Source organism: Tritonibacter aquimaris, assembly GCF_009617595.1.
GTDB lineage: Bacteria > Pseudomonadota > Alphaproteobacteria > Rhodobacterales > Rhodobacteraceae > Epibacterium > Epibacterium aquimaris.
Genome location: NZ_WIXK01000001.1, coordinates 622,683 through 649,529, shown reverse-complemented (window position 1 = coordinate 649,529; position 26,847 = coordinate 622,683). Strand labels below are relative to the sequence as shown.

Genomic DNA, 26,847 nt, shown 5'->3' with positions numbered 1-26,847 from the left:
TGAATGTGTGGCGAAAAAAACCTTTTGTTTTGAGGTCTATAGCAATTCTTCATACTCGCATGGCAGATATGTGCTTGTGTCATTGCGGTGATTTGAAAAGTAGTTTAATGGTAAACTAATTTTTGAGACCCTGATTTCGGAGAGGGAGCATCATGGCCGGACAGAACTTTGACGTGATCGTAATCGGCGCCGGACCCGGCGGCTATGTGGCGGCGATCCGGGCTGCACAACTGGGGCTGAAAACCTGCGTTGTAGAACGGGAACATCTGGGCGGTATCTGCCTGAACTGGGGCTGTATCCCCACCAAGGCGCTGCTGCGCTCGTCTGAAGTGTTCCACCTGATGGAACGCGCCAAGGACTTTGGCCTGAAGGCAGAAAACATCGGCTATGATCTGGATGCGGTGGTGAAACGCTCCCGCGGGGTCGCGTCGCAGCTTTCTGGTGGTATCGGCCATCTGCTGAAGAAAAACAAAGTCACCGTGGTGATGGGCGAAGCCAACATCCCAGCCAAGGGCAAGGTTTCGGTGAAAACCGAAAAAGGCACCGAAGAGCTCACGGCAAAAAACATCGTGCTTGCCACCGGTGCCCGTGCCCGCGAATTGCCCGGTCTTGAGGCCGACGGTGATCTGGTCTGGACCTACAAACACGCGCTGCAACCATCGAAGATGCCCAAGAAGCTCTTGGTGATCGGTTCGGGCGCAATCGGTATTGAATTTGCCAGCTTCTACAACACCTTGGGTGCCGACACGACCGTGGTCGAGGTGATGGACCGGGTGCTGCCGGTGGAAGATGCGGAAATCTCTGCCTTTGCCAAAAAAGCCTTTGTCAAACAGGGCATGAAGATCATGGAAAAAGCCATGGTCAAAAAGCTTGATCGTGCCAAAGGCAAAGTCACCGCTCATATCGAAGTGGGTGGCAAGGTTGAAAAGCAAGAGTTTGACACCGTGATCTCGGCCGTTGGGATTGTGGGCAATGTCGAAGGTCTGGGCCTTGAGGCGCTGGGTGTGAAACTGGATCGTACCCATGTGGTGACCGATGCCTACTGCCGCACCGGTGTGGACGGGCTGTATGCGATTGGTGATATCGCTGGCGCGCCCTGGCTTGCGCACAAAGCCAGCCATGAAGGTGTGATGGTTGCCGATCTGATCGCGGGCAAACACGCGCATCCGGTCAAACCCGAAAGCATTGCGGGCTGCACCTACTGCCATCCGCAGGTCGCCAGCGTTGGCTACACCGAAGCCAAAGCCAAAGAGCTGGGCTATGACATCAAAGTGGGTCGCTTCCCCTTCATCGGCAATGGCAAAGCCATCGCATTGGGTGAACCGGAAGGCATGGTGAAAACCGTGTTTGACGCGAAAACCGGTGAACTTTTGGGCGCGCATATGGTTGGTGCCGAAGTGACCGAGATGATCCAGGGCTATGTGGTGGGCCGTCAGTTGGAAACCACCGAAGAAGACCTGATGAACACCGTCTTCCCGCACCCGACACTGTCGGAAATGATGCATGAAAGCGTGCTCGACGCCTTTGATCGTGTGATCCACATGTAGGCTACCGTGCCAAACATCTGAAACAGTAAAGAAACGCCCCTCTCCGTTCTAGAGAGGGGCGTTTCTTTTGGGAATGGCACGTCAGGAGCGTGGCCAGTCTTATGGAAACATCAAGGTGATCTGCATCGAGCCGCCATTGGTGATGCGGATCTTGCGGGTTTCGCGGCGTTTGCTGTCTGGATCTATTGCGGTGAGCTGATAGCTGCCCGGTTTCAGATCAATCTGCCCGCCCGAATTGTGAAAGCCGGTCATCAGCAATGCGCCGCTGCCATCGTGCAGCTGCCAATGGGCCGGAAGGTTCTGCAATTTGCCGCGCACCTTGTGGGAGGCGACAAAATGCACCCGTCCGGCTTGGGTAATCAGCGGCAACGCCTCGCGCCGTTCGGGCAGGGCGGTTGTGGCAATCAAGGCGGCGCTCAGCTCATCGGCGCTGTCAACGCTGAGGTAGCGCCCGCCCGTGGATTGGGCAACACAGGCAAATTGGTCATGGGCGGCCTTGTCGCGGATATCAAAACCAATCACATGCGCGGTGAAATCAACGCTGCTGTCGTTAAGCGCGCGCACGGCCTCGCAGACATCCGGGGCGCAGGTTTCGACCCCGTCTGACACGAGGATCACGGTTGCCGGGCCGCTTGCAGCGCCAAGGCTTTCGGCGGCCTGACGTACCGCTTCGGCCATTGGTGTTTTGCCGCGGGGGATCAATTGCTCCATCTGGGAGCGAATGGCGTTGCGGCTGTTGGCATCCGGCTGCACCAGCACTTCGACGTCGGTGCAATCTCCGCTGCGCCGGTGGCCATAGGCGGTCAGCCCAAGCGCCAGATCCGGCGGCAGATCGGCGAGAAGATCCTGAACCACCTCGCGGGCGATGGTGATTTTGGCGGTGCCATCGATCTGGCCCCACATGGAATTGGACCCATCTACCACCAGCATTGCCCGTGGGGTCTGCGCCGCAGCGCTGCTGATGAGTGCCGTGCACGTCGCCAAACCCCAAGCAGCGGTGCGCAGTGCGGCGGGAAACTGTCTGGCCATCTGCGTTACTCCGTGTGTGGACCGGTCCGGGTTGGACCAGCCTGTCTTGTTCAGGGTAGTCAGCCTGACCAAAACGAGAGGGGCGCATAGGGCGTGAATGACAGTTCAAAAGACTGTCCGCCCCGATCTTTTGCGCGTGGGTTCAGATCTAGATATATCATATCGCAAGGTTTTCCGCGCCGGGATGGTTCAAATTGGACCGAATTTCGCAGGCCAAAAGGAGGTGGCGGGTGATCACTTAGCCGGGGTGTGGATTTTTGCGTTGATCTACATGAAGTCAACTATTTAGCGGGCGAGGTTGATTTAATTTAGCCTATGGATTGCCCCATGAGGATCGCAGTTGAATCAAGTTGGAGCAAAAGGTCTTAGTGTTGCCATAAAGACTTCTGCAATTTGCCGAGCAAAATCACCGTGAAATGACACCGTGATAGTGACACCGTGAAACGGGGCCTGCGAAACATTCAGCGAAAAACACGTAGGTCTGGAGTATCGTTGCGATGGCGCTGGCACAGGTCTGCTGCGTTTTCCTGAACCGTATCACCGCGCCAGCGGTGCAAGCGTTGATGTATGTGGCGCGGTGTTATTGGCCCGTTGTAGTGGGATATCTAGCCTTGAGTTTGTGGCTCTGTCGCGCTTGTTCGTATTTTGTTCGCAATTTTCTATTGGAGACTCGCCGCTCTTTGCCTATCTCTAGGGGAGCCCTCGGGGGGCGGTATCTGGAACTGAGGGCATTATGGCTGAGCTGAAGACCATCGAGGTGCGCGGTGCGCGCGAGCATAACCTGAAAAGCATCGATGTGGACATTCCGCGCGATGAGCTGGTGGTGATCACCGGGCTGTCGGGGTCGGGCAAATCTTCGCTGGCGTTTGATACCATCTATGCCGAAGGGCAGCGCCGCTATGTTGAGAGCCTCTCGGCCTATGCGCGCCAGTTCCTTGATATGATGGAAAAGCCCGATGTGGATCATATCAGCGGTCTTAGCCCTGCGATTTCCATTGAACAGAAAACCACCTCAAAAAACCCGCGTTCCACCGTTGGCACCGTCACCGAGATTTACGACTATCTGCGCCTGCTGTTTGCCCGCGCAGGCACGCCCTATAGCCCTGCCACCGGCAAACCAATTGAGGCGCAGCAGGTGCAGGATATGGTCGACCGGATCATGACGCTGGAGGAGGGCACCCGTGGCTATCTGCTGGCCCCGATCGTGCGCGACCGCAAGGGTGAATACAAAAAAGAGATGCTGGAGCTGCGCAAGCAGGGTTTTCAGCGGGTGAAAGTGGACGGGGAGTTCCATGAGCTCGACACGCCGCCGACGCTTGATAAGAAATACCGCCATGACATTGATGTTGTGGTGGATCGTCTGGTGGTCAAAGAGGGGATCGAAACCCGGCTGGCCGACAGTTTGCGCACAGCGTTGGATCTGGCTGATGGCATTGCCATTCTTGAGACCGCTCCGCGTGAGGGCGATCCTGAGCGGATCACATTCTCAGAGAACTTCGCCTGCCCAGTCAGCGGCTTCACCATCCCCGAGATTGAGCCACGGCTGTTTTCCTTTAACGCGCCCTTTGGTGCCTGTCCGTCCTGTGATGGGCTTGGGGTGGAGCTGTTTTTTGACGAACGCCTAGTCGTGCCGGATCAAAGCCTAAAGGTTTATGACGGCGCGCTGGCCCCCTGGCGCAAGGGAAAATCGCCGTATTTCCTGCAAACGATTGAGGCCATTGCGCGCCATTATGAGTTTGACAAAAACACTGCCTGGAAAGCGCTGCCCAAAAATGTGCAGAAGGTGTTTCTCTATGGCTCAGGTGATGAGGAAATCGAGTTCCGCTATGACGAAGGCGGGCGGGTTTATAATGTGACGCGGGTGTTTGAAGGTGTCATTCCCAATATGGAGCGACGCTACCGCGAGACCGACAGCAACTGGATCCGCGAAGAATTTGAACGCTATCAGAACAACCGCCATTGCGGGGATTGCGGCGGCTATCGCCTGCGCGAAGAGGCGTTGGCGGTTAAAATCGGTGGCATCCACATTGGTGAGGTGGTTGAAAAATCCATCCGTCAGGCGCTGGCGTGGATTGAGGATGTGCCCAACCATCTGACCGCGCAGAAACAGGAAATTGCCCGCGCGATTGTGAAGGAAATTCGCGAGCGTCTTGGGTTCCTCAATAATGTGGGTCTGGAATATCTGACGCTGTCGCGCGCTTCTGGCACTTTGTCGGGCGGCGAAAGCCAGCGGATCCGGCTGGCGTCGCAGATCGGCTCGGGGCTGACGGGGGTTTTGTATGTCTTGGATGAGCCGTCGATTGGTCTGCACCAGCGCGACAACGACCGGCTGATCACCACGCTGAAAAACCTGCGCGATCAGGGCAACACGGTGATTGTGGTGGAACATGACGAAGACATGATCCGCCAGGCGGATTACGTGTTTGATATTGGCCCTGGCGCGGGCGTGCACGGCGGGCAGGTGGTCAGCCACGGCACTCCGGCGGCGATCACTGCGGATGAAAATTCGACCACCGGGCAATATCTGGCCGGAACGCGCGAAATCGCGGTGCCCACATCCCGGCGCAAGGGCAATAAGAAAAAGGTCAAAGTGGTCAACGCCACTGGCAACAATCTGCAAAACGTCACCGCTGAATTCCCGTTGGGGAAATTTGTCTGCGTTACCGGCGTCTCGGGCGGCGGCAAATCAACGCTGACGATTGAAACCCTGTTCAAGACCGCGTCGATGCGCCTTAACGGTGCGCGCCAGACCCCGGCGCCTTGCGAAAGCATCAAAGGGCTCGAACATCTTGATAAGGTGATCGACATCGACCAGCGCCCCATTGGCCGTACCCCGCGATCCAACCCCGCGACATACACGGGCGCGTTTACCCCGATCCGCGAATGGTTCGCGGGTCTGCCTGAGGCCAAGACGCGCGGCTACAAGCCGGGGCGGTTCTCGTTCAACGTCAAGGGCGGGCGCTGTGAGGCCTGTCAGGGTGATGGGGTGTTGAAGGTGGAAATGCACTTTCTGCCGGATGTCTATGTCACCTGCGAAACCTGCAATGGCGCGCGTTACAACCGCGAAACGCTTGAGATCAAGTTCAAGGGCAAATCCATCGCCGATGTGCTGGATATGACCGTGGAAGACGCGCAGGAGTTTTTCCAGGCGGTGCCCACGATCCGCGACAAAATGGATGCGCTGATGCGGGTTGGCCTTGGCTATATCAAGGTGGGCCAGCAGGCGACCACGCTTTCGGGTGGTGAGGCGCAGCGGGTGAAACTGTCCAAGGAACTTGCCAAACGTTCCACCGGGCGCACGCTCTATATTCTGGATGAGCCCACCACAGGTCTGCATTTTGAAGATGTGCGCAAACTGCTTGAGGTGCTGCATGAACTGGTGGAGCAGGGAAACACAGTTGTGGTGATTGAACACAACCTCGACGTGGTGAAAACCGCCGACTGGGTGATCGACATCGGCCCCGAGGGCGGCAGCGGTGGCGGTGAGATTGTCGCCACTGGCACGCCCGAAGACATCGCCAATGAGCCACGCAGCCACACTGGGCACTATCTGAAACCGATGCTTGCCGCCAAGAAAGTTGCGGCGGAGTGAGTGATCAGTGAAGCGACCAGCCAAGCCCGCTGGTCGCACACAGACTATCAGGCCCGGAATGCGCTGATCAGGTGACATCCTTGCGGTGGGCGCGCTCTTCGGCGGCGTCTGCATATTTGGCCAGTACCTTGGTGATCAGCCCCACCAGAAACGCGGTGCTAAGACCAAAGGTCAACAGCCCGGTGACGGCCGCAAGGGTGAAATACATGCGGATTTCAACGCCCGGCACAATGTCGCCGTAGCCCAATGTGGTATAGGTCACCAATGAAAAATACAGCGCCTCTTCCAGATTGGGGGCGGCCTGTAGCAGCAGCAGGGTTGCGGCCCAGACCCAGACCTGCAGCGTATGCGCCACAACGGTGATGCCAAAGCCGACAGAGATCAGGACCGCGGCGCTGAAGAAATTATCGCGTTTGCGATGTGCATCCCCCAACCGCATCAGCAAGGGCAAGGCCAGCGCCAGCAGGCTGACATGGATCAACGCGCAGATACACAGAACCGAGGTGCCCAGCAGCAGTTGTTGAATTAGCCCCATGCTGGCCCCCTTGTGTCTGTCCAGGTTCAGAAATGGCAGGTTTCATCACTGCGTCAAGGGGGCCGGGATGGGTTTATTTGATCACCCACTCCTAGGTGCCACGGCTGCCGGTAAACGACACGGTGCCATCACCAAAGCTGAGCGTCTGACATTCGGTGCCGGAAAAGCTTTGGGGTTCTTTGATGGTGCGGCACCATTTGCCATCGCGGATTGCCCAGGCCCCTTCGATTTTGACATCGCCGTTTTTGCCGACCTTGCCGGTCATACGGCCGTTTTTGCGGATCTTGATCACCGATTTGCCCGATGTGATGGTTTTACCGGCCAATGCGGCCTTGATATCAGCGTCTGAGGCCAAGGCAGTGGATGGCACAGCAGCAGCCAGAGCCAGGGTAAAGTACAAATTTGAACATGTCTCTCTCCCAAGGTGATGGCCTGCAGGTTTGTTTGCGACCTGCAGCTTTGCTCAGCTTACGGCAAAGCGCCGGTTGCACCTAGGGCCTTGGCTGCGGGCAAAGTGTGAGGATCTGCGCGTTTGCCGCTTTCGTGCGCGCGAGATTATTGACAAAGCGTTTCAGGCAAGAGACAAAAATAGATCTTAACTCAGGACGGTCCAATATATGTACTGCGTCTTAGGCAGATTTGCGGGACACCCGCATGGCAAGGTTCACGAATGGTGGCCGCCGCCGCAGCTTGGCTGAAGCTTCGCCTTTACCCACATATATTCTAGGAACACTGATAATGCCCACTTTGAGCACCGGGGAACATTCCCTTGAGCTGCGCTGGTCTGACGGGACCTGCGCCAAACTGCCCTATATCTGGCTGCGCGACACCGATCCCTCTGGCTTTCATCCGCAAACCGGCGAGCGGATCTTTGAACTCACCAGCGTGGCGATCGATATCACCCCCGACCATGTTGAACTGCGCGATGATCTGTTGCTGCTGACCTGGCCCGGCAGTGAGACACCAAGTGAGTTTGAATTGAGCTGGTTGAAAACCCACCGTCCGGGTCAGCGCCGCAGCGATCCAGCAGATGTGCCCGCGCACATTTGGCGCGCCGATCTTGGCGCTGATGGCGTGCCGCGCCATCCGGCCAAGACCGTGCTGGCAAGCGGTGAAGGGCTGGCCAACTGGCTGCGCGACACCAAGAAATACGGGTTGGCGATTGTCACCGGGCTTGCCAATTCTACTGACGCGGGCACCGATATTGCCCGTCGTATCGCCCATCTGCGCGAAACCAATTTTGGCCTGACCTTTGAGGTAATGTCGAAACCGGATCCCAACAATCTGGCCTATACGTCGGTTGCGCTGCCGCTGCACACTGACCTGACCAATCAGGAGCTGCCCCCCGGTTTTCAGTTTTTGCATTGCCTAGCGAATGAGGCTGAGGGCGGCGGCTCTACTTTCTGTGATGGGGTTGCGGTTGCCGAAAATCTGCGCGCAGATGATCCCGAAGCCTTTGATATTTTGACCACGGTTTCCGTGCCGTTCCGGTTTCAGGACAAAGACACCGATATCCGGTCGCGCAAGACGCTGATTGTGCTGGATGGTGACGGGCGCGTGGATGAGATCTGCTTTAACGCGCATATTGCGGATATTGTCGATCTGGATCCCGATCTGATGGTGCCGTTTTATCGCGCCTACCAAAAGTTCATGGGGATGTTGCGTGATCCGGCCTATGTGATTTCACTGCGCCTAAGCGGCGGTGAAATGGTGGTGTTTGATAACCGCCGGGTGCTGCATGGGCGTGAATCGTTTGATCCCACCACAGGCTTTCGTCATCTGCATGGCTGCTACGTCGATCGCGGCGATTGGGACAGCCGCTTGCGGGTACTTGCGCGCGAGTCTGAGTAACGAAAAAACAAACGCGCCTGACATCAGGCGCGTTTTGGTCTGCGGGCTGGAAATTAGTGTTTTTCCAGCGGGCAGGTGGCAAGACCAAAGATCCGATAAAGCGGGCAGTGGTTCATCATTGAAGTCGCGGCAAGGACAATGCCGACAATCAGGCCGATGACCATCAGGCCACCACCAATGCCCGCGAAATAGGCCGCAACCAGTGCAACACCAATGATAAGGCGGGCAATTCGGTCCCAGCTGGCAAGGTTCTTGATCATGGTTATCTCCTGTCATGGTGTGTTTGAACTCTTGGTAATAAAACTAACAAGGGCCCTTACCTGGGTCTGTGACTCCGTCACCAACGCAGGCAGGATGCCCGGTGCCAAACTGTCGCAGCCCCTGCGAAAGGTGCAAAAATCCCGACATGACGGGGCGTTGGCGGGTTGTTGTCGTGGTGTTTCGGGTCTTCTGTGCTAGCGTCGCGGTAATAATTTGAAGGAGCAGCACATATGATTAGATCGCGTCGACAGGAGCTGGGATTGACCCAGGAAGATCTGGCCGGCATGGCCGGGGTCAGCTGCCGCACCTTGCAGCGGCTTGAAAGCGGCGGCAGTGCCAGCGCAGAAACGTTGAAATGTATTGCTGCAGCGCTGGATGTGGACTTTGCCCGCCTACAAGCCGCGCAGCGCGGTGATGCCCGATCAGGCGCAGCAGATGCCGATTATGGTTCTGCGGGTTTTGACGCGCAGGGTGTTTCTGCGGCGGATCTGGAACAGGCGCGCGAACACGTGCGTGAAATGCGCGGATTTTACAATCACGCAATCCAATATGGTGTGGTGATCTTTGCGCTGGCTTGCGTCAACCTGCTGACCAGCCCGGGCTATCTTTGGTTTCTGTGGCCGGCGCTTGGCTGGGGCATTGGCATTGTTGCACATGGGATGAGCGTGTTTGAGCTGTTCCCGTTCCTGGATGCGAAATGGGAAGAGCGCCAGGTCGCCAAACACCTGCGCCGCAACTGATCGCTGGCTGTTGTGTCTTAACTGTCTGCGGCGGCAAAACGCTGGAGCGCGGCGCGGTCCAGCACCCGCAGGCGGCCACGGCCGGTTTCGACCCAGCCTTTCTTGGCCCAGGCTTCCAGGCGGCGTGACACCACTTCGCGCGCGGTGCCGATTTCACGGGCCAGATCGCCCTGGGTGATGGTGATCTCATCGCCGTGATCCAGCACCAACAGCCGCTCGGCCAGCCGGTGTTCGGCGCGCTGAAAGGTGACTTTTTCCAAGAGCTGCATCAGCATCTGCATCCGGTCGGAAAACGCCCGCATTACCAGCGCGCGAAACGCATCTGATTGATCCAGAAGGTCTAGGAAAGCCGATTTTGGCAACAATACCAGCCGGGTATCGCCACGGGTGCGCGCCTCGGCTGAATAGTCTTCGCCACCCAAAAGGCCAAGCGTGGATTGAATGCAGCTTTGCCCCGGTGTGACGGAATACAAAAGCATCTCACGCCCGTTGACGCCAGAGAGCCCAACATCAACCCGGCCTTCAAGCACGATCACATAACCCTGCACTGCATCGCCGGGGCGAAACAGCACCTGATCATCCGGAAGCGAAAGCGGGTGCAGCTGGGAGAGGCGGGCAAGCGCCGCCTCATCCATATTGCGCATCAATGGAGAAGAATCGAGCCAAGTCATGGCCCGACGCTATCAGCCACGGCTGCGTTTTTCAAAGCGGGGCAGCAGCGCCGAAAAGTCACGGCCTTTGCCATCTTCGTGATCCACAAACTGGCTATAAAGCTGCTCTGCCAGCTGGCCCATCGGGGTATCCGCATCGGCGCTTTCGGCGGCCTGTTGTGACAGGCGCAGGTCTTTCAGCATCAGCTCTGCGGCAAAACCGGGCTGGTAGCCATTGTCAGCCGGTGAGGTGGGGCCAACACCCGGGGCAGGGCAGTAGGCATTCATCGACCAGCTGTAACCCGAAGAGGTTGAGACCACATCAAACATTTTCTGGCGATCAAGGCCAAGTTTATCTGCCAAAGCAAAGGCTTCGCAGGTGGCCGCCATTGTGACGCCAAGCACCATATTGTTGCAGATCTTCGCCGCCTGACCTGCGCCCGCTTCGCCGCAATGCACCGCCTTTTGGCCCATGATGTCAAACAGCGGTTCCGCAAGGGCAAAGGCTTTGGCACTGCCACCAGCCATAAAGGTCAGCGTGCCGCCAGCCGCGCCGCCGATGCCACCTGAAACCGGCGCATCCACCGCCATTTTCCCGGCAGCTTCGGCCTGCTTGGCCACATGGCGGGCGCTGTCCACATCCACGGTGGAGCAATCCAGCAAAAGCGCCCCGTCTTTCATCGCGGGCACCACCTCATCGGCCACCGCGCGCAGGATCGCGCCATTGGGCAGCATAGTGATCACCACATCCGCGCCATCAGCCGCCGCCGCGCCGCTTGTGGCAACTGAGACGCCCTCAACCGTAACGCCCGCGGCATCATAACCCACAAGGTCATGGCCTGCCTGTGACAGGTTTGACGCCATTGGCGCGCCCATATTGCCTAGGCCAATAAATGCAATTTTCATCTGTCTTTCCTCCGTCGTGCCAATATGCGCTGATTTAAAACGTGAGCGTTGCATCGCCCAAAGGCATCAACAGCTGCGCAATCACCGAGGTCGGCACGTTTTTATCTGGGTATTTCCATTTGGGGGTGCGGTCTTTGTCAATCAGCTGGGCCCGCACACCTTCCTGAAAATCGCTCATCTCCTGCGCACGGTAGGTGAAGCGGTATTCCAGCTCCAGCGCTTTCTCCATTGAGATCTGACTGCCGCGCAACCGGTGGATCACCTCAACCGCTGCGGCCATGGAAATTGCGGAATGGGGCGCAATGCGTTTTTTGACCTCTGTCGCCAGATCGCTGCTGCTTTGATCGAGCTGGGTGAGAATATCGCTCAGCGCTTCACCGTCAAACAGCGTGTCGATTTCGCTTTGCAGATTGGCGAGCGGGGCCACACCGGGATCCTGCGCTGCATCAGTTACAACGCCCACCTGACCGCTCTCTTCGAGGGCGGCAATCAGCGTGGGCCACAGCGCTTCGGGGATGTAGTAATCCGCAAACCCGGCATAAAGCGTATCTGCTGCTTTCATCCGTGCCGCTGTCATGGCGATATATTCACCAAGCCGTCCAGGCGCGAGCGCAAGCAGCAGTGATCCGCCAACATCCGGGATCAGACCGATCACGGATTCCGGCATGGTCACCTGGCTGCTTTCGCCCACCACCCGGTGGCTGCCGTGACAGCCGATGCCAACACCGCCGCCCATGGTAAAGCCCTGCATAAAGCTGACCACTGGTTTGGGGTAGCCAAAGATACGGGCGTTCATACGGTATTCATCGCGCCAGAAATCACGGGCGGCCTGAAAGTCGCCCCCTTTGGCGGCGTGATAGATATCAGCAACATCACCGCCGGCGCAGAAGGCTTTGTCACCTTCGGCGTCAATGATCACCAGCTCAACGGCGGGATCATTTTCCCAGGCGATCAGCGCCGCATCGATCTCACGGCTCATGTCATGGGTCAGCGCATTCAGCGCTTTGGGCCGGGTCAGTGTGATACGTCCGGCCTTGCCGGTCACGCGGATGGAAAGGTCGGACATAATGGCGAACTCCTTCAGCGCTGTTCTTGCAGCAGGTGGCGGGCGGTGATCACGCGCATGATCTCATTGGTGCCTTCCAGAATTTGGTGCACCCGCAGATCGCGTACCAGTTTTTCAATGCCATAATCCGACAGGTAGCCATAGCCCCCATGCAGCTGCAGACATTGATCCACAATGGTGGAGCCCGCCTCGGTGACAAACTTCTTGGCCATGGCGCAGAATTTTGTCGCATCCGGGGCGCCGGTATCCAGCTTCCATGCGGCCTGACGCAGGAAAGTACGCGCAGCCTGCAGTTCAATCTCCATCTCGGCAAGACGGAATTGCAGCGCTTGAAACTGATCGATGCTTTGGCCAAAAGCCTTGCGCTCAGACATGTACTGCAGGGTCTGATTAAGCGCCTGTTGCGCCCCGCCGAGTGAGCAGGCCGAGATATTCAACCGGCCACCATCAAGGCCGGCCATCGCGTATTTGAAGCCTTTGCCTTCTTCGCCCACAAGATCCGCATCAGAGATGTCGCAATCATCAAATTGCACCTGCGCGGTCGGTTGGCTTTTCCAGCCCATCTTTTGCTCAAGCGCGCCAAAGCTGAGACCGGCAGTGCCGTCTTTTACCAGCACACAGGAAATGCCGCGGGGCCCGTCTTCGCCGGTGCGTACCATGGTCAGATAGGCATCAGAATAAGAGCCGCCAGAAATAAACGCCTTGGTGCCATTCAGGCGATAACCGCTGTCGATCTTGGCCGCGCGGGTTTTCAGCGCCGCTGCATCTGATCCCGAACCCGGCTCAGTCAGGCAATAAGACAGGATGGTTTCCATCTGGATCGCTGCCGGCAGCACCGAGGCTTTCATTGCGTCGCTGCCGTATTTGTCGATCATCTTGGCGCACATATTGTGGATCGACAGGAATGCGGCCACAGAAGGGCAAGCCATTGATAGCGCTTCAAATACCAATGTGGCATCCAGACGCGAAAGCCCCGCACCGCCGCTGTCTTCGCTGACATAAAGCCCGCCAAAGCCAAGCGCGCCCAGCTCAGGCCATAGCGATTTCGGGATGGTGCCCTCGGTTTCCCATTGTTGAGCATGTGGTGCGATCTGGGTCTGGCCAAAATCATAAGCGAGGTCAAAAATAGCACTCTGTTCCTCGGTCAATGCAAAATCCATAGCCTCTCCTCCCATCGGCAAGGTCGAATTGAACGGTTGTTTAATTGTAGTCCATACACAGATGCAGAGGCAACCCGCGCGATTGCAAAGCTGCTTTGCATTAATGCATTGGGTAATTTTTCGAAGGTGGAGAGGAAATTTTAAGAGGATTGGATGAAAACTGCTCACAATTGAGTGTCGCATTGCAGAATTTGCGACTGCATACCTGTACTGAGGAGAAGCACAGTGCACCATCAAATGGAAACCTCTGCCAGTTCCGCACCTGTCGTTGCACAGCAAGCCCCAAGTATTCAGCGCGTTGTTACGCTTGCTGGTACGCTCGCCGGGCAAGGGCGCATCGATGAAGCGGTGGGCGCGCTGCTCGAAGCAAAAGAGTATGTGCCAGAGAACAGCCTGCTGGATATTGCACTTGCCGAAGCAGAGTTTCTGCGCGCCGATTACGCCAAAGCAATTGAATATTATCTGCTCGCGCTTAAACGCAACCTCGGCAACTGTCACTTGATGGTCAATATTGCAGCGGCGCTTTTTGGGCTTGGGCGTCTGGATGATGCGGCTAGCCTGCTGGATAAGGTTCTGCAGCTTGAACCGGATCACACCGAAGCGCTGGCGCGCAAAAGCTTTATCGACATGCAGCGCAGCGACTGGAGCAATTTTGACGCGATCCAGGCCGGGGTGACAGCGTTCAAATCCCTGGTGGTGACGCTAAGCCCGGGCAGTTTCCTTGGCCTGGCGGATGATCCCGAGCTGCAGCAGAAAACCTGCGAAAGCTATGTTGCCAAAACCTATCCGAAACCTGCCATTCAGCGCCCAGCCCCGCGCATCCGTCAGGCCGGAGAAAAGATCCGCATCGGCTATTATTCGTCGGATTTCTATGATCACGCCACCATGCGGCTGATGATCCGCATGCTTGAGCTGCATGACCGCGAAAAATTCGAAATCCATCTGTTTGATTATACCAATGGCATGGCCTCAAAAGAGTGGATGCCGCGCATCAAAGCGACAGCGGATCATCACCATGTGGTTGAGAAAGTGACAGATGGCGAGATCGCAGCGCTGTCGCGTCAGCTTGGCATTGATATTGCGATTGACCTCAAAGGGCACACAATGGGCGGGCGTCCGCAGATCCTGGTCCATCAGCCTGCACCTGTCACAGTGTCCTACCTTGGCCATCCCGGCACAATTGGCTGCAAAGAGATCGATTATATCGTTGCCGATAAACATATGATTCCAAAGCAAAATCGCAAGTGGTACAGTGAAAACGTCATGTATATGCCTGATTGCTATCAGGTGACTGACAACACCCGCAAAATTGCCGAAGTGGTGCCAAGCCGCGCGGCGCTGGGGCTGCCCGAAGACGCGTTCGTGTTCTGCTCTTTCAATGCAAACTACAAGGTGACCCCCAAGGAGTTCGACATCTGGATGCGACTGCTGAGCGAGGTTGACAGCAGCGTGCTTTGGATGTGGTGCCGCGAAGAAGCGGCAAAGGCGCGATTTGAAGCTGAGGCAGAAAAACGCGGCATCCCCGCGGATCGCCTGATCTTCTGTGACTCGGTTTCGCAGCCAGATCATCTGGCCCGGCTGAAACAGGCGGATCTGTTCCTGGATACGTTCAACATCTGCGCCCATACCACCGCTTCAGATTCGCTGTGGTCAGGGGTGCCGATCGTGACGCTTGAAGGGCAGCAATTCGCTGCACGGGTAGCATCAAGCGTGCTGCATGCGTTTGATATGCCTGAGCTCGTCACCCATAGCCCCGAAGAATATGAAGCCCGTATTCTGGAGCTGGCCCGTGATCCTGAACAGCTGCAGGCGCTGCGCGAAAAAATCGCCCAAAATCGCGAAAACACTGCCTTGTTTGACACCGAAGGCTTCACCCGTAATTGGGAACAGATGCTTGAGCGCGCGCTGCTGCGCGCCGAAAGCGGGCTGAAACCCGAAGACCTAACGCTGTAAAATGCGCAGCTTTGGGGGTGTGCCCTATGGGCGCATCCCCGGCTGTTTCAACAGTGCAACGGCCAGAATTGCGCAGAAACAAAACGTTACAGGTAACATCTAGAGATTGTGATTTCGCAAGCTCTGGTCCGGGATGATTTTAGCAAAGGTTTCCCCAAAGTGTCACACACACAGATTCACGCGCCGGGTGCCATGTCCGGGAAACCCGTTCTGTCGCAACTGATCCCGCCGCAGACACTGTCACCGCAGGATATGGCTGCACTGCTGAAAGTTGCCCACGAAAAGATAAAGCTGAACGAGCTGGATGTGGCGTTGAACATCTTGGCGAAAGCGGTCGAATTTGATCCCACAAACCCAACAATCAAAAGCCTTCAGGCAAGTGCCCATCTTGCGAGATCTGATTATGGCAACGCTATGGCTGCGTTGTTGGAAATTCTGGCGCTCAATCCCAACGATGCCAAGGCCTACTACAATCTTGGCAGCGTGGCAAAAAACTCGGGGGATCGCGCGGCTGCGAAAGACTTCTTTAAAAAAGCCGCTGATTGTGACGAGGAATATATTTTTGCCGCTGTGAGCCTGATGTTTGAATCGCTGCTTGATGCGGATTGGGACAGATGGGAGACGCTGCCCAAGCTGCGACACATGCTAAATCAGCATGTCGCCAATCTTGCGCCGGGTCCGATCATGTCATTTTATGATGATCCCCAGCTTCAATTTGAAAAGTCCATCATCTATTCGGGCACCCGGTTCGGAATAAAGGAGCCGCCACGACCAGCTCCGCGCAAACGGGCGGCAGGGGATAAAATCCGGATTGGTTATTTCTCATCCGATGTTTACGCCCATGCCACGATGTGGCTCATGGTGCGGATGTTCGAATTGCACGATCGCGATAAGTTCGAAATCTACCTATATGATTATTCAAACGTGTCCGATGAGATGAGCCAGCGGGTCTCTGCAAGCGTTGATCACCATCACCGGGTCAAAAAGCTATCTGACAATGAAATCTTTGCTTTGGCCAGATCCGACGCAATCGACATCGCGGTTGATCTCAAAGGGTTCACTGCTGGCGGTCGCTATGGGCTGGTTGCAAGCAGGCCCGCGCCCGTTACAATTTCATACCTTGGCTTCCCCGGCACGCTGGGCTTGAAAGCGGTGGACTACATCGTTGCCGATAAGGTGATGATCCCACAGGAACTGCGCCGCTACTACGCTGAAAACATTCTGTATATGCCGGAATGCTATCAGGTGACGGACGATCAGCGCGAAATTGCGTCGACGGTACCAACCCGCACAGAGCTGGGCCTGCCAGAAGATGCGCTGGTGCTGTGCTGCTTTAATGGCACCTATAAAATTACCCCGGCAGAATTTGATATTTGGATGCGGGTCATGGCCAAGGTGCCCCATAGTGTGCTGTGGCATTGGGCGACCGAAGAAAAAGCCATGGAAAACCTGTGCAACGAGGCTGAAAAACGCGGCATTTCGCGTGATCGGCTGATTTTCTGCAGTTCCATCTCACAGCCTGAGCATCTGGCACGGCTCGCACGCGCCGATCTTTTTCTGGATACGTTTAATATCTGCGCCCATACCACCGCCTCTGATGCTCTTTGGGCGGGGTTGCCGATTGTAACGTTTCAGGGCAAACAGTTTGCTGCGCGGGTTGCGTCTAGCATTTTGAATGCCTTTGAGATGCCAGAATTGATCACCTATAGCGCCGAAGAATATGAGGCACGCATTCTGGCTCTTGCGGAAAACCCGACTGAGCTGCGCCGCCTGCGTGAAAAAGTGGCCGAAAAGCGTAAGAGCGCGCCGCTTTTTGACACCGCAAGGTTCACCCGAAACTGGGAGCGGATGTTGGAAAAGGCGCTGTCAAACATTGAAACCGGGCACGCGCCGCGCGATTTACACCTGTAACAAGCTCCCGCCTGTTGCGGGAGCTTTTCTCTATCGAGGTTACAGCAGGCGCACCTGGGTGCCGATTTTAACCAACGCGAACAGCTGTTCAACGTGCTGATTGTAAAGACCAATACAGCCGGATGAACTTTGACGCCCGATCTTGCGGGTGTCGTGGGTGCCGTGGATGAGATAGGCGGGCCAAGTCAGATACATGGCGCGGGTGCCAAGCGGGTTGCCGACTTCGCCACCGCCAATGCGCACTGGCAGCGACGGGTCGCGTTCGCGCATGGATGCGGTTGGGGTCCAGCTTGGGTTTTCGCGCTTGCGCACAACCTTGGTATAGCCGCGCTTTGTCAGCTCTTCGGTCAACGGCACCGAGGAGGGGAACAGGTGATAGGTTTCGCCATCTCCGCCCCAGTAATGCAGCGCGCGCGAGTCGATGTCAGCCAGCAGGCAGCCAACGCCAAGCGTGTCAAAATGGTCCTGCCAATGTTGCTGGGCAAAGGCAGAGATATTGCGCGACACTGGGAATTGGTCGCGGATTGCGGCCTCATCCTGCGGGAATGCATCAGTGGATTGGGCGCGAAGCAAGGTGGGTGTGGCCAGTGATGCACCCAAGCCCATCAGGGCACTGCGGCGGGTCAGGGGATTCTTGGTCATCTGATGTACACTGTGTTGTTATGCTGTTTAGGCGACATAAGATGATCATGGGGGGCTTGCCAAGGGGCAGGGGTTCACTTTTGCGTATTCTTGCGCATGGCTGCGCTCTGTTTTACACTTTTTACGTGCATAATTTGCGATAACTCATCAGTTATTTGGCACCAGATTTGGCCATTATTTTAGGGGAGTGTTATGGGGCAGAAACTTGCCGTTGCGGTTATTCACGGAATGGGCAGCCAGGGGCGCAGGCCGCCTCAATCCTATGAGCTGAGCTTTTCCACCCAGCTTTACTGGGGCTTACGCCAGATTTTGGGGGATGAGGTCTTTGAAAATGTGGTTTGGCGCGAGGTCTTCTGGGCCGACATCCTGCAACGCCGCCAGGAAGACTATCAGCGCCACTTGATCGAACAGGAAGGGGCGCGCTGGCCCAAAAGCCGCAGTTTTGTGATGAACCGGCTGACCGATGCGGCGGCATATCGCCGGGATGAGGATGGCAGCCGCACCTATCGGCGCATCCACTGTCGCATTGCCCGCACCCTGCGGGAGCTGGAACGGCTGACCGATGGTGATACGCCGCTTTTGGTGCTGGCGCATTCGCTCGGCGGGCATATCATGTCAAACTACATCTACGACATTGCCCACAAACAGGCGATGTTCACCCCCAAAAGCAGCTTTCAGGCGGGTGAAACGCTGACCCATTTTGTCACCTTTGGCTGCAATATTCCGATCTTCACCTTTAATCAGCCGCGCCAGAAGGTGACGCCGATTTCCAACCCAGGCCTGCGGGTTGCGCCCGACGCGGGGCGCAAAGTGGCGCCGTGGTGGATCAATATCAATGATCGCGACGATGTGCTGGGGATGCCTTTGGCTCCCTCGGCACCGGCCTATCAGGGCATGGTGGATCGTGGTGAGCTGAAAGAAGACTGGATCCGTGTCCTGCCTGCGGGGCTTGGTCGGCTACCGTTTGCGCATAATCTCTATTGGCGCGACAAGGGGTTTCAGCACCGCATTGCCCATACCCTGAATGATGCACGCAACACCCGGATCCTGCCGGAAATCATGGGCGATCAAATGATGCCATCTGCGGCATTGATGGTTGCCTAAATAAAAAAGCCCCGGCGCATACCGGGGCTTTTCCAAGTCTGGTCAGAAACTTAGTCCATCGCTTTGAAGTTCAGCGCCGCACCATCCTTGATGCCGGAGAACCAGCGCGAGGTGACCTTTTTGGACTGGGTGTAGAACTTGAACGCATCGGGGCCGTATTGGTCCAGATCGCCAAAGCCGGATTTTTTCCAGCCGCCAAATGAGAAGTAAGACAGCGGAACCGGGATCGGGAAGTTCACCCCAACCATGCCAACATTGACGCGGTTCACAAAGTCACGGGCCACATCACCATCTGCGGTGTAGATCGCGGTGCCATTGCCGTACTCATTGTCGATCACCAGCTGCAGCGCATCCTCATAGCTGTCTTCACGCACCATCGACAGAACCGGGCCAAAGATCTCTTCTTTGTAGATGTCCATGTCTGGGGTCACATCGTCAAACAGGGTCGGGCCAACAAAATAGCCATCTTCATACCCCTGGATCGACAGGCCGCGACCATCGGTGAGGATCTTTGCGCCTTGCTCAACGCCCGAGGTGATCAGACCTTCGATCCGGTCTTTTGCCTGCGCGGTGATAACAGGGCCGAAATCAACATCATCACCACCGGTGTAAGGCGCAACTTTGAGGCTTTCGATTTTGGGCACCAGCTTTTCAACCAGTCGGTCGGCGGTTTCTTTGCCAACCGGAACCGCAACCGAGATCGCCATGCAGCGTTCGCCAGCGGCACCAAAGCCTGCGCCAACCAGCGCGTCTGCCGCCTTGTCGAGATCGGCGTCGGGCATGATGATCATGTGGTTCTTGGCACCACCGAAACACTGTGCGCGCTTGCCGTTGGTGGCGGCGCGACCATAGATGTACTGCGCGATCGGGGTGGAACCAACAAAGCCAACAGCCTGAATGGTTTCATTGTCGAGGATCGCGTCAACGCATTCCTTGTCGCCATGTACAACCTGCACCACACCTTCGGGCAGACCGGCTTCTTGGAACAGTTCAACCAGGCGCATGGCGGTGTTGGGGGTGCGCTCAGAAGGCTTTAGGATAATTGCATTGCCGCAGGAAACAGCGGGTGACATTTTCCACAGCGGGATCATCGCAGGGAAGTTGAACGGGGTGATGCCCGCAACAACGCCTAGAGGCTGGCGGATGGAATACAGGTCAATGCCGGGGCCCGCATCGCCCACGTATTCACCTTTGTTCATGGCCGGTGCGCCCATGCAGGTTTCAACCACTTCCAGACCACGCTGGATGTCGCCTTTGGCGTCGGGCAGGGTTTTGCCGTGTTCTTTTGACAGGATCTCAGCCAGCTCATCCATGTGTTCATTGATCAGCGCACCGAACTTCATGAACACGCGCGCGCGGCGCTGTGGGTTGACCTTTACCCATTCCTTCTGCGCGGCAGCTGCTTTTTCAACCGCTGCATCCAGCTCTTCTTTGGTGGCCAAAGGAACTTTGCTGATGATTTCGCCAGTGGCAGGGTTGCGCGCTTCGGCAAAACGACCAGAAGTGCCGGCAACTTTCTCGCCGTTGATGAGATGGGTGATTTCCGTCATGGGAGTCCTCCAATGTTTGAACTTGTGCCCATGTTAGTCTTGCAAAAAACATCGGAGAAGAGGAAAGATTTCAAACAGAGTTTGCAAAAACGCAAGGCATTTACCGCTGGTTAACCCTGATAGATTTAGGGTCTTGCCAGAAAATCTCCAGAAAGGAGCAGGGCAGTTATGGATCCGCAATGGGATGATATGAAAGTCTTTTTGGCGGTCGCACGCGAGGCGAGCCTGTCGGCCGCAGGCCGTGTGCTCAAGATGGATCCGGCCACGGTGGGCCGTCGCGTCACCCGGTTCGAAAGCGCGCTTGGCACCTCACTGTTTGTGAAATCACCGCAGGGCTATGCCCTAAGCGCGGCAGGTGATCGTTTGCTGGCCCATGCCGAAGCCGCCGAACAGGCGATGCGCGCCGGGCGCGAAGCATTGTCAGGGCCAAGCGATACATTGTCGGGCCAGATCCGCATCGGCGCGCCCGATGGCAGTGCAAATTATGTGTTGCCGCAGGTGGTTGCAAAAATCTCGGATGCCAACCCCGACCTTGATATTCAGATCGTGGCCTTGCCGCGCTTGATCAACCTGTCCCGACGTGAGGCCGATATGGCGGTGACCGTCAGCGCCCCCACTGCGGGCCAGCTGATGGTGCAAAAGATTTGCGACTATAAATTGCATCTGGTGGCCTCGCGCCATTATCTGCGCGAACATGGGCCGATTGAATCGGTTGCGGAGATCAAAAACCACAAGGTCATCGGCTATATCCCCGATATGATCTTTGACCGTGAGCTGGATTACCTCAACGAGCTGGGCATCGATCGGGTCGCCATGGCATCAAATTCGGTCTCGGTGCAGGTGCGTATGGCGGCGCAGGGTTCCGCGCTGTGTGTGGCGCATGATTTCACCCTGCCTGAACATCGGATGCTGCGAAAGATCCTCACCGATGAAATCAGCCTGACGCGCAGTTTCTATCTGGTTCGCCATCAAGGCGATCAGCGCAGTGAGCGGCTCAATCGGTTCGCGCGCGAACTTTCCAGCGGTATTCGCGAAGAGATTGAGCGGCTCGAAGCCTTGACTTGATGCGATGTTGCCGGAAGGATCAAGATATTAGCATTTAATGAGGAGCTATAATGCTTGTCCAATTGATCCTGAAATCCAAGGCCAGCGCATCGGTGCATACAGTTGCCCCCAATGCGACCGTATCCCAGGCGGCATCAATTTTGGCGAAACATCGGATCGGCACTGTGGTGGTGTCCTCTGACGGAACCAAAGCTGATGGCATCCTATCAGAACGCGATATTGTACGCGAACTGTCCCAAACCGGCAGCGGCTGCCTGTCTGAGCCTGTCAGCAGTTATATGACCAAAGATCTGGTGACCTGCAGCAAAGACTCCAATGTACAGGATGTGCTGCGCCAGATGACCGAGGGGCGGTTTCGCCACATGCCGGTTCTGGAAGAGGGCAAGCTGGTTGGCATTGTCACTTTGGGTGATGTGGTCAAGGCGCAGCTCAGCGAGCTTGAGATGGAAAAAGACGCGCTTGAGGGCATGATCCGCGGCTTGTAACACCCCGTGCTGAGGCGGGCAGGCTCTGCCTCAGCGCCCATATGTGCAAGAGATCACAATGGCCTTGGTGAATTTTATGGTTTTACGTTGGGAAACCCATAAACATGTGAAATTCCAGGCCACGCCCCCTTGCACTTTTGCCACGAAATATGATTGCGTGCAGCCAAAGCCAGCCAGGAGGACAGCGTGATGAGGGTTGCTTTATATCCCGGAACTTTTGATCCGATCACCTTGGGTCATTTGGACATTATCCGCCGTGCCAGCGCGCTTGTGGACAAGCTCGTGATCGGGGTTGCCATCAACCGCGACAAGGGTCCTTTGTTTTCACTCGAAGAGCGTGTGGCGATGATCGAAGCTGAATGCGCCAAGCTCAGCGAAGAGACCGGCACCGAAATTGTTGCCCATCCGTTTGAGAACCTTCTGATCGATTGCGCCCATGATGTTGGCGCGCAGCTGATCGTGCGCGGGCTGCGCGCGGTTGCGGATTTTGAATATGAATTCCAGATGGTTGGCATGAATCGCGCGCTTGATAGCTCGGTTGAAACCGTGTTCCTGATGGCCGAAGCGAAACATCAGGCGATCGCGTCGAAACTGGTCAAGGAAATCGCCCGTCTTGGTGGGGATGTGTCGACCTTTGTGACGCCACGGGTGCAGGCAAAACTGGCCGAGCGTCTCCGCGAAGGCTAAGCCCCGCGCGGTGGCTGCGGTCACACAAGGGTTTTTACAGTGCTTGAAACACGGCTCCTGCGGGGGCCGTTTTTTGTGCGCTCAACGCCAAAAGGCCATCCAATGGGTCAGTGCCAACAGCTTTTTGCCCAGAAACACCAGATGGGTATCGCCAAACATCAGCACATTTAAAACAAGTGCCAGCAGGATCAGGCTGCCAAGCCAAACAGCTATCTTATGGGTCATGACAATTGGCACTCTGAATGAATAAACGCCCGGCCAGTTATGACTGACCGGGCGCATAATCTCAAGATCTGCGGCTGAATTAGCCCAGTTTGCCCATGGCAATGGCAACATCGGCCATCCGGCAGGAGAAGCCCCACTCGTTGTCATACCAGGCCAGAACACGTACCAGACGATCGCCAACAACGCGGGTCTGATCCGGTGCAAAGATCGAGCTTTCCGGGCTGTGGTTGAAATCGGTGGACACCAGCGGCGCAGGCTCATAGCCCAGAACGCCTTTCATCTCACCTTCGGCAGCTTCTTTGAAGATGGAGTTGATCTGCTCTGCGGTCACATCCTGTGTGGCACGGAAGGTCAGATCCACGGCCGAAACATTCGGGGTGGGGACGCGGATGGCAGAACCGTCCAGCTTGCCCTTCATTGATGGCAGCACTTCACCCAGTGCTTTGGCCGCACCGGTTGAGGTTGGGATCATCGACATGCCAGCTGCGCGGGCACGGTAAAGATCCTTGTGACGACGATCAAGCGTCGGCTGATCACCGGTATAGGCGTGGATCGTGGTCATGATGCCCGATTCAACACCAACGGTCTGATCCAGAACCTTCGCCAGCGGCGCCAGGCAGTTGGTGGTGCAAGAGCCATTGGAAACCATGACATCGCTTGCCACCAGCTCGTTGTTGTTCACACCATAGACAACGGTGCGGTCAACGTTCTTGCCGGGGGCAGACAGCAGCACGCGCTTGGCGCCACGATCAAGGTGGGTTTTGGCTTTTTCACCATCGTTGAATTTGCCGGTACATTCGAGAACCACATCGCAGCCCTCCCAGTCCAGCTCAGCCATGTCGTAGGTGGAATACATCTGCATGTCACCACGACCCAGGTTCATGGTGTTTTCACCAATGCTCACTTCACCGGGGAAGCGGCCGTGGACACTGTCGTATTTGATCAGATGCGCAGCGGTCTCAAGCGGGCCGGTGGCATTTACTTTGATCACTTCGATATCGTCGCGGCCCGATCCAGCGATATGGGCCAAGGTGCATCGGCCGATCCGGCCAAATCCGTTAATACCTACTTTGATGGTCATGTTGCATCTCTCCAGGCAAGCGTGGTTGGCGGTGCTATAACTTTATACCTTAATTTCCTAAAGGAAAAAAACGTTTAAAAGCCAGACTGTTAGCGCAAAACATGACCGGTGGCGTTAACGAAATCACCGATGGCGATAACGAATTACGGTTAATTTCTGGCGATGGCGCTAACGCTTGTGCTAGGCCCGATTTGCGCTAGGGTGCGCGGGGCAGAGGACGCAAAAGAGGAACAGGACGATGAGCGGGTTACTGGCGCTATTGGATGATGTGGCTGCAATTGCCAAAGTGGCCGCGGCCTCGGTGGATGATATTGCCACCCAAACGGCCAAGGCAGGTTCAAAAGCTGCGGGCATTGTTATTGATGATGCGGCGGTGACGCCAAAGTATGTCACCGGGTTTGCGCCGGCGCGCGAATTGCCGATGATCTGGCGCATTGCGCGCGGCTCGCTCATCAACAAGCTGGTGTTCCTGCTGCCGGTTGCGCTTTTGATGGCAAGCTTTGCACCCTGGCTGATTGCGCCGCTGTTGATCCTGGGCGGCTGTTATCTGAGCTTTGAAGGCGCGGAAAAAATCGCCCATGTGCTGATGCATCGCAACGGCCATGACGCAGGCCCCGATGGCAGCCATGATGTGGGCGACAAATCCCACCTTGAGGAACAAAAAGTCAAAGGCGCGATCAAAACCGATTTTATCCTGTCAGCTGAAATCATGACCATCTCGCTGGCCACTATTGAGGCAGACCAGCTCTGGCTGCGCGCCGTGACGCTGGCGGTGGTGGGGATTGTCATCACCTTTGCGGTTTACGGCGTGGTTGCGATCATCGTGAAGATGGATGATGTGGGCATGTGGCTGACCCGTGTCAGCAAAGTCAGCGCCGTGCGCGCCCTGGGGCGTGGTATTGTAGTGGTGATGCCGTGGTTTTTGAAACTGCTGACCATTGTGGGCACGGCAGCGATGCTTTGGGTTGGTGGCTCGATTATTGTTCACTCGCTGCACGAAATGGGCTGGCACGGCCCCGAAGAGCTTATTCACCACTGGGCCCATGCGGTGGGTCATGGGGATGCGTTGATCGAATGGATCACCAAAGCGGTGATTGATGGCATTCTTGGTTTTGTTGTGGGTCTTGTACTGATCCCGCTGGTGACCAAGGTGATGATGCCACTCTTGGGCAAATCCAGCGCGCATTGATGTCTTTTGACAATAGATGGGCCGATGTGGTGTTGGGCATAGGTGGCAAAATGCTGCCGTGCCCAGACATCACACCAGCTGCGAACGCTCTTGCAGACCATCTTTGACCAGCTTGTAGCTCAACAGCAGGCCGATCAGGAATGTGCCGTGCTCCCACAGTTCGGCGCGATCCCCAAAGATCACGTCAAAGAAGGAAAAGCCGACAAAAATCACTCCGCCCAGAACGAATGACATTTCAAGAAATGCCTGGCTGATCTGCTTTCCGGATATTGCGGCAGCAAGGATCATGAACAGTGGGATGGAGACCAGCAGTTCAATGATGCCGGTGAAATAAAGGATCGGCTCCAGCGCCGAAAGCGAAGTGCCGGTGTTTTCCAGATAGTCGCCAAACTGGGTGCTGCGATCCTTGCCGTACCAGACAAACAAGCCCACATCGGTGCGGTTTAGGAATTTGTCGAGACCATTCATCAACCAATAGACACCCCAATGGAGCAGCAGCAGATTTGCAATGGTTGTGATCCGATAGAGCCCGGCACTATACGCGTGGCGTTGCGCGGTATGTGGGCTGTTGATGTCAGTCATAAGGGTTCTCCTGTCATTTATATTGGGTTGGAAACCGCATCTCCGGTAGGAGACACGCGAAAAACCAATAATCATGCGCTCAAGAAGGACGCTGAACTCAGTATTTAGATATTGAGTAAACTGTGGCTGGCCTAAGCGGGCGTGTTCAGCTTTGCTGTGTATGCGGATCCTAAGAGACCGTCACGTTTGCCCGCGCCGGACGCATCAGTGCCGCACGTCATTGCAGTGCCGCTGCTAATCGATAATCGCACCCCGGCCGCAAGCGACGGTATGCAAGAGTTGGCTTTGGGGCAAATTGCTTTGGTGGGAATAATCCTGCCTGTTCCAATATTAAACCGGAAACACACATTTAAAGCTGCTTTCTGAACCGAGACGCGAAATCAGCGCGCTGCTGATTATCACTTTTCCGTGAAAATTCTTAGGGCGCAAAGGGAGCTGGAGTCAATCCGTAAGCACTCCGCTGGTCAGATATTCCCAACCACCATGAAATTAGCCCAGATGTCGCAATCCCTGATCCAGCAGCTGGTTGAGCGTTTCCTGCTCATCCTCTGTGAACCCCGCAACCAGGTGTTTCTGCGTTTGAACGTGATCGCTCACCGCGGCATTGATCTTGGTGAAACCTGCTTCCGTCAGCTGCACCTGTACGCTGCGTTTGTCGTTGGGGTTGGGCAGGCGCCGCACCAGACCCTCTTTGACCAGCTGATCAATCCGGTTGGTCATCGTGCCCGAGGTCACCATCATGGTTTCCAGCAGCCGGTTTGGCGGCAGCGCATGGGGTGGGCCTGAGCGCAACAACGTTGCCAGCACATCAAAGCTCGCAAAATTCAGCCCATGCGCGGCAAAGGTCTTGTTCATTTCCTGATCAAACAATGCCGTCAGCCGCACCATGCGGCCAATCAACCCCATCGGTGCAGTGTTGAGATCCGGTCGCTGCTTGGCCCATTGGGTCCGGATGTCTTCGATATCAAACATGAAAACAGAATGGCACGCAGTTATCTTGACGTCAAGGTAAGTGGCATTATCTTGATGTCGAGAT

The 26,847-nt window shown here is 56.2% G+C and carries 25 protein-coding genes; 11 read left to right on the top strand and 14 right to left on the bottom strand.

What is annotated here, in order from left to right:
• Positions 1 to 152: 152 nt before the first annotated feature.
• Positions 153 to 1,547, top strand: coding sequence for a dihydrolipoyl dehydrogenase (lpdA, locus tag GG681_RS03100; protein ID WP_153544934.1), 1,395 nt, complete (start codon positions 153 to 155; stop codon positions 1,545 to 1,547).
• A 99-nt stretch (positions 1,548 to 1,646) separates the two neighbouring features.
• Here the strand turns inward: lpdA and GG681_RS03095 are convergent, their stop codons facing one another.
• Positions 1,647 to 2,576, bottom strand: coding sequence for a vWA domain-containing protein (locus GG681_RS03095; RefSeq protein WP_153544932.1), 930 nt, complete (start codon positions 2,574 to 2,576; stop codon positions 1,647 to 1,649).
• A gap of 733 nt (positions 2,577 to 3,309) precedes the next feature.
• On the opposite strand from GG681_RS03095, the gene uvrA reads away from it, so the two are divergent.
• Positions 3,310 to 6,168, top strand: a complete 2,859-nt coding sequence (uvrA, locus tag GG681_RS03090; RefSeq protein ID WP_153544929.1) for an excinuclease ABC subunit UvrA — start codon at positions 3,310 to 3,312, stop codon at positions 6,166 to 6,168.
• 67 nt (positions 6,169 to 6,235) lie between these two features.
• Here the strand turns inward: uvrA and GG681_RS03085 are convergent, their stop codons facing one another.
• Both GG681_RS03085 and GG681_RS03080 read right to left on the bottom strand, forming a co-directional pair.
• Positions 6,236 to 6,703, bottom strand: a complete 468-nt coding sequence (locus tag GG681_RS03085; protein WP_153544927.1) for a potassium channel family protein — start codon at positions 6,701 to 6,703, stop codon at positions 6,236 to 6,238.
• A gap of 91 nt (positions 6,704 to 6,794) precedes the next feature.
• Complete coding sequence (locus GG681_RS03080; protein ID WP_153544925.1) at positions 6,795 to 7,073, bottom strand: hypothetical protein; 279 nt, start codon at positions 7,071 to 7,073, stop codon at positions 6,795 to 6,797.
• Positions 7,074 to 7,441: 368 nt separating this feature from the next.
• On the opposite strand from GG681_RS03080, the gene GG681_RS03075 reads away from it, so the two are divergent.
• Positions 7,442 to 8,554, top strand: coding sequence for a TauD/TfdA family dioxygenase (locus GG681_RS03075; protein ID WP_153544923.1), 1,113 nt, complete (start codon positions 7,442 to 7,444; stop codon positions 8,552 to 8,554).
• Positions 8,555 to 8,607: 53 nt separating this feature from the next.
• On the opposite strand, the gene GG681_RS03070 is transcribed toward GG681_RS03075, so the two are convergent.
• On the bottom strand, positions 8,608 to 8,814 hold the full coding sequence (locus GG681_RS03070; RefSeq protein WP_153544921.1) for a YgaP family membrane protein: 207 nt from the start codon (positions 8,812 to 8,814) through the stop codon (positions 8,608 to 8,610).
• Positions 8,815 to 9,045: 231 nt separating this feature from the next.
• On the opposite strand from GG681_RS03070, the gene GG681_RS03065 reads away from it, so the two are divergent.
• Positions 9,046 to 9,555 carry a helix-turn-helix domain-containing protein gene (locus GG681_RS03065; protein WP_153544919.1) on the top strand — a complete coding sequence of 170 codons (510 nt, stop codon included), beginning with the start codon at positions 9,046 to 9,048 and terminating at the stop codon, positions 9,553 to 9,555.
• A gap of 17 nt (positions 9,556 to 9,572) precedes the next feature.
• On the opposite strand, the gene GG681_RS03060 is transcribed toward GG681_RS03065, so the two are convergent.
• The 4 genes from GG681_RS03060 to GG681_RS03045 are packed head-to-tail and all read right to left on the bottom strand — an operon-like array spanning position 9,573 to position 13,337.
• The gene (locus GG681_RS03060) at positions 9,573 to 10,226 is read right to left on the bottom strand and encodes a Crp/Fnr family transcriptional regulator (RefSeq protein WP_153544917.1); all 654 of its coding nucleotides are present in this window, start codon (positions 10,224 to 10,226) and stop codon (positions 9,573 to 9,575) included.
• Positions 10,227 to 10,238: 12 nt separating this feature from the next.
• Entirely contained in the window at positions 10,239 to 11,111 is an 873-nt protein-coding gene (mmsB, locus tag GG681_RS03055; protein WP_153544916.1) for a 3-hydroxyisobutyrate dehydrogenase, read from the bottom strand.
• Positions 11,112 to 11,145: 34 nt separating this feature from the next.
• Positions 11,146 to 12,177: an enoyl-CoA hydratase/isomerase family protein gene (locus GG681_RS03050; RefSeq protein WP_153544914.1), complete on the bottom strand. Its 1,032-nt coding sequence runs from the start codon at positions 12,175 to 12,177 to the stop codon at positions 11,146 to 11,148.
• A gap of 14 nt (positions 12,178 to 12,191) precedes the next feature.
• Positions 12,192 to 13,337, bottom strand: a complete 1,146-nt coding sequence (locus tag GG681_RS03045) for an acyl-CoA dehydrogenase family protein (protein WP_153544912.1) — start codon at positions 13,335 to 13,337, stop codon at positions 12,192 to 12,194.
• Between the two features lie 225 nt (positions 13,338 to 13,562).
• Between GG681_RS03045 and GG681_RS03040 the strand changes: the two genes are divergently transcribed.
• Complete coding sequence (locus GG681_RS03040) at positions 13,563 to 15,290, top strand: O-linked N-acetylglucosamine transferase, SPINDLY family protein (RefSeq protein WP_153544910.1); 1,728 nt, start codon at positions 13,563 to 13,565, stop codon at positions 15,288 to 15,290.
• 159 nt (positions 15,291 to 15,449) lie between these two features.
• Positions 15,450 to 17,201 carry an O-linked N-acetylglucosamine transferase, SPINDLY family protein gene (locus GG681_RS03035; RefSeq protein WP_153544908.1) on the top strand — a complete coding sequence of 584 codons (1,752 nt, stop codon included), beginning with the start codon at positions 15,450 to 15,452 and terminating at the stop codon, positions 17,199 to 17,201.
• 39 nt (positions 17,202 to 17,240) lie between these two features.
• Here GG681_RS03035 and GG681_RS03030 read toward each other — a convergent pair whose 3' ends face one another.
• Positions 17,241 to 17,843, bottom strand: a complete 603-nt coding sequence (locus GG681_RS03030) for a L,D-transpeptidase (protein ID WP_153544906.1) — start codon at positions 17,841 to 17,843, stop codon at positions 17,241 to 17,243.
• A gap of 192 nt (positions 17,844 to 18,035) precedes the next feature.
• Here GG681_RS03030 and GG681_RS03025 point away from each other — a divergent pair, with 192 nt between their 5' ends.
• Positions 18,036 to 18,947, top strand: coding sequence for a hypothetical protein (locus GG681_RS03025; protein WP_153544904.1), 912 nt, complete (start codon positions 18,036 to 18,038; stop codon positions 18,945 to 18,947).
• Between the two features lie 50 nt (positions 18,948 to 18,997).
• Here the strand turns inward: GG681_RS03025 and GG681_RS03020 are convergent, their stop codons facing one another.
• Positions 18,998 to 20,497, bottom strand: a complete 1,500-nt coding sequence (locus GG681_RS03020) for a CoA-acylating methylmalonate-semialdehyde dehydrogenase (protein WP_153544901.1) — start codon at positions 20,495 to 20,497, stop codon at positions 18,998 to 19,000.
• A 168-nt stretch (positions 20,498 to 20,665) separates the two neighbouring features.
• Here GG681_RS03020 and GG681_RS03015 point away from each other — a divergent pair, with 168 nt between their 5' ends.
• The 3 genes from GG681_RS03015 to coaD all read left to right on the top strand — a co-directional run bounded on the left by GG681_RS03015 (position 20,666) and on the right by coaD (position 22,734).
• Complete coding sequence (locus tag GG681_RS03015) at positions 20,666 to 21,562, top strand: LysR family transcriptional regulator (protein WP_153544899.1); 897 nt, start codon at positions 20,666 to 20,668, stop codon at positions 21,560 to 21,562.
• 50 nt (positions 21,563 to 21,612) lie between these two features.
• Positions 21,613 to 22,047 carry a CBS domain-containing protein gene (locus tag GG681_RS03010; RefSeq protein WP_153544897.1) on the top strand — a complete coding sequence of 145 codons (435 nt, stop codon included), beginning with the start codon at positions 21,613 to 21,615 and terminating at the stop codon, positions 22,045 to 22,047.
• A 189-nt stretch (positions 22,048 to 22,236) separates the two neighbouring features.
• Positions 22,237 to 22,734 (top strand): pantetheine-phosphate adenylyltransferase, encoded by a 498-nt coding sequence (gene coaD, locus GG681_RS03005; RefSeq protein WP_153544895.1) that lies wholly within the window; start codon positions 22,237 to 22,239, stop codon positions 22,732 to 22,734.
• Between the two features lie 81 nt (positions 22,735 to 22,815).
• Here the strand turns inward: coaD and GG681_RS17660 are convergent, their stop codons facing one another.
• Both GG681_RS17660 and gap read right to left on the bottom strand, forming a co-directional pair.
• On the bottom strand, positions 22,816 to 22,959 hold the full coding sequence (locus tag GG681_RS17660) for a hypothetical protein (RefSeq protein WP_194287126.1): 144 nt from the start codon (positions 22,957 to 22,959) through the stop codon (positions 22,816 to 22,818).
• Between the two features lie 79 nt (positions 22,960 to 23,038).
• Complete coding sequence (gap, locus tag GG681_RS03000; RefSeq protein WP_153544893.1) at positions 23,039 to 24,040, bottom strand: type I glyceraldehyde-3-phosphate dehydrogenase; 1,002 nt, start codon at positions 24,038 to 24,040, stop codon at positions 23,039 to 23,041.
• Between the two features lie 238 nt (positions 24,041 to 24,278).
• Between gap and GG681_RS02995 the strand changes: the two genes are divergently transcribed.
• Positions 24,279 to 25,229, top strand: coding sequence for a DUF808 domain-containing protein (locus GG681_RS02995; RefSeq protein ID WP_153544891.1), 951 nt, complete (start codon positions 24,279 to 24,281; stop codon positions 25,227 to 25,229).
• 69 nt (positions 25,230 to 25,298) lie between these two features.
• Here GG681_RS02995 and GG681_RS02990 read toward each other — a convergent pair whose 3' ends face one another.
• Positions 25,299 to 25,811: a hypothetical protein gene (locus tag GG681_RS02990; RefSeq protein ID WP_153544889.1), complete on the bottom strand. Its 513-nt coding sequence runs from the start codon at positions 25,809 to 25,811 to the stop codon at positions 25,299 to 25,301.
• Positions 25,812 to 26,300: 489 nt separating this feature from the next.
• A complete protein-coding gene (locus tag GG681_RS02985; protein WP_153544887.1) occupies positions 26,301 to 26,783 on the bottom strand; it encodes a MarR family winged helix-turn-helix transcriptional regulator in 483 nt (160 codons plus the stop codon).
• Between the last annotated feature and the right edge of the window lie 64 nt (positions 26,784 to 26,847).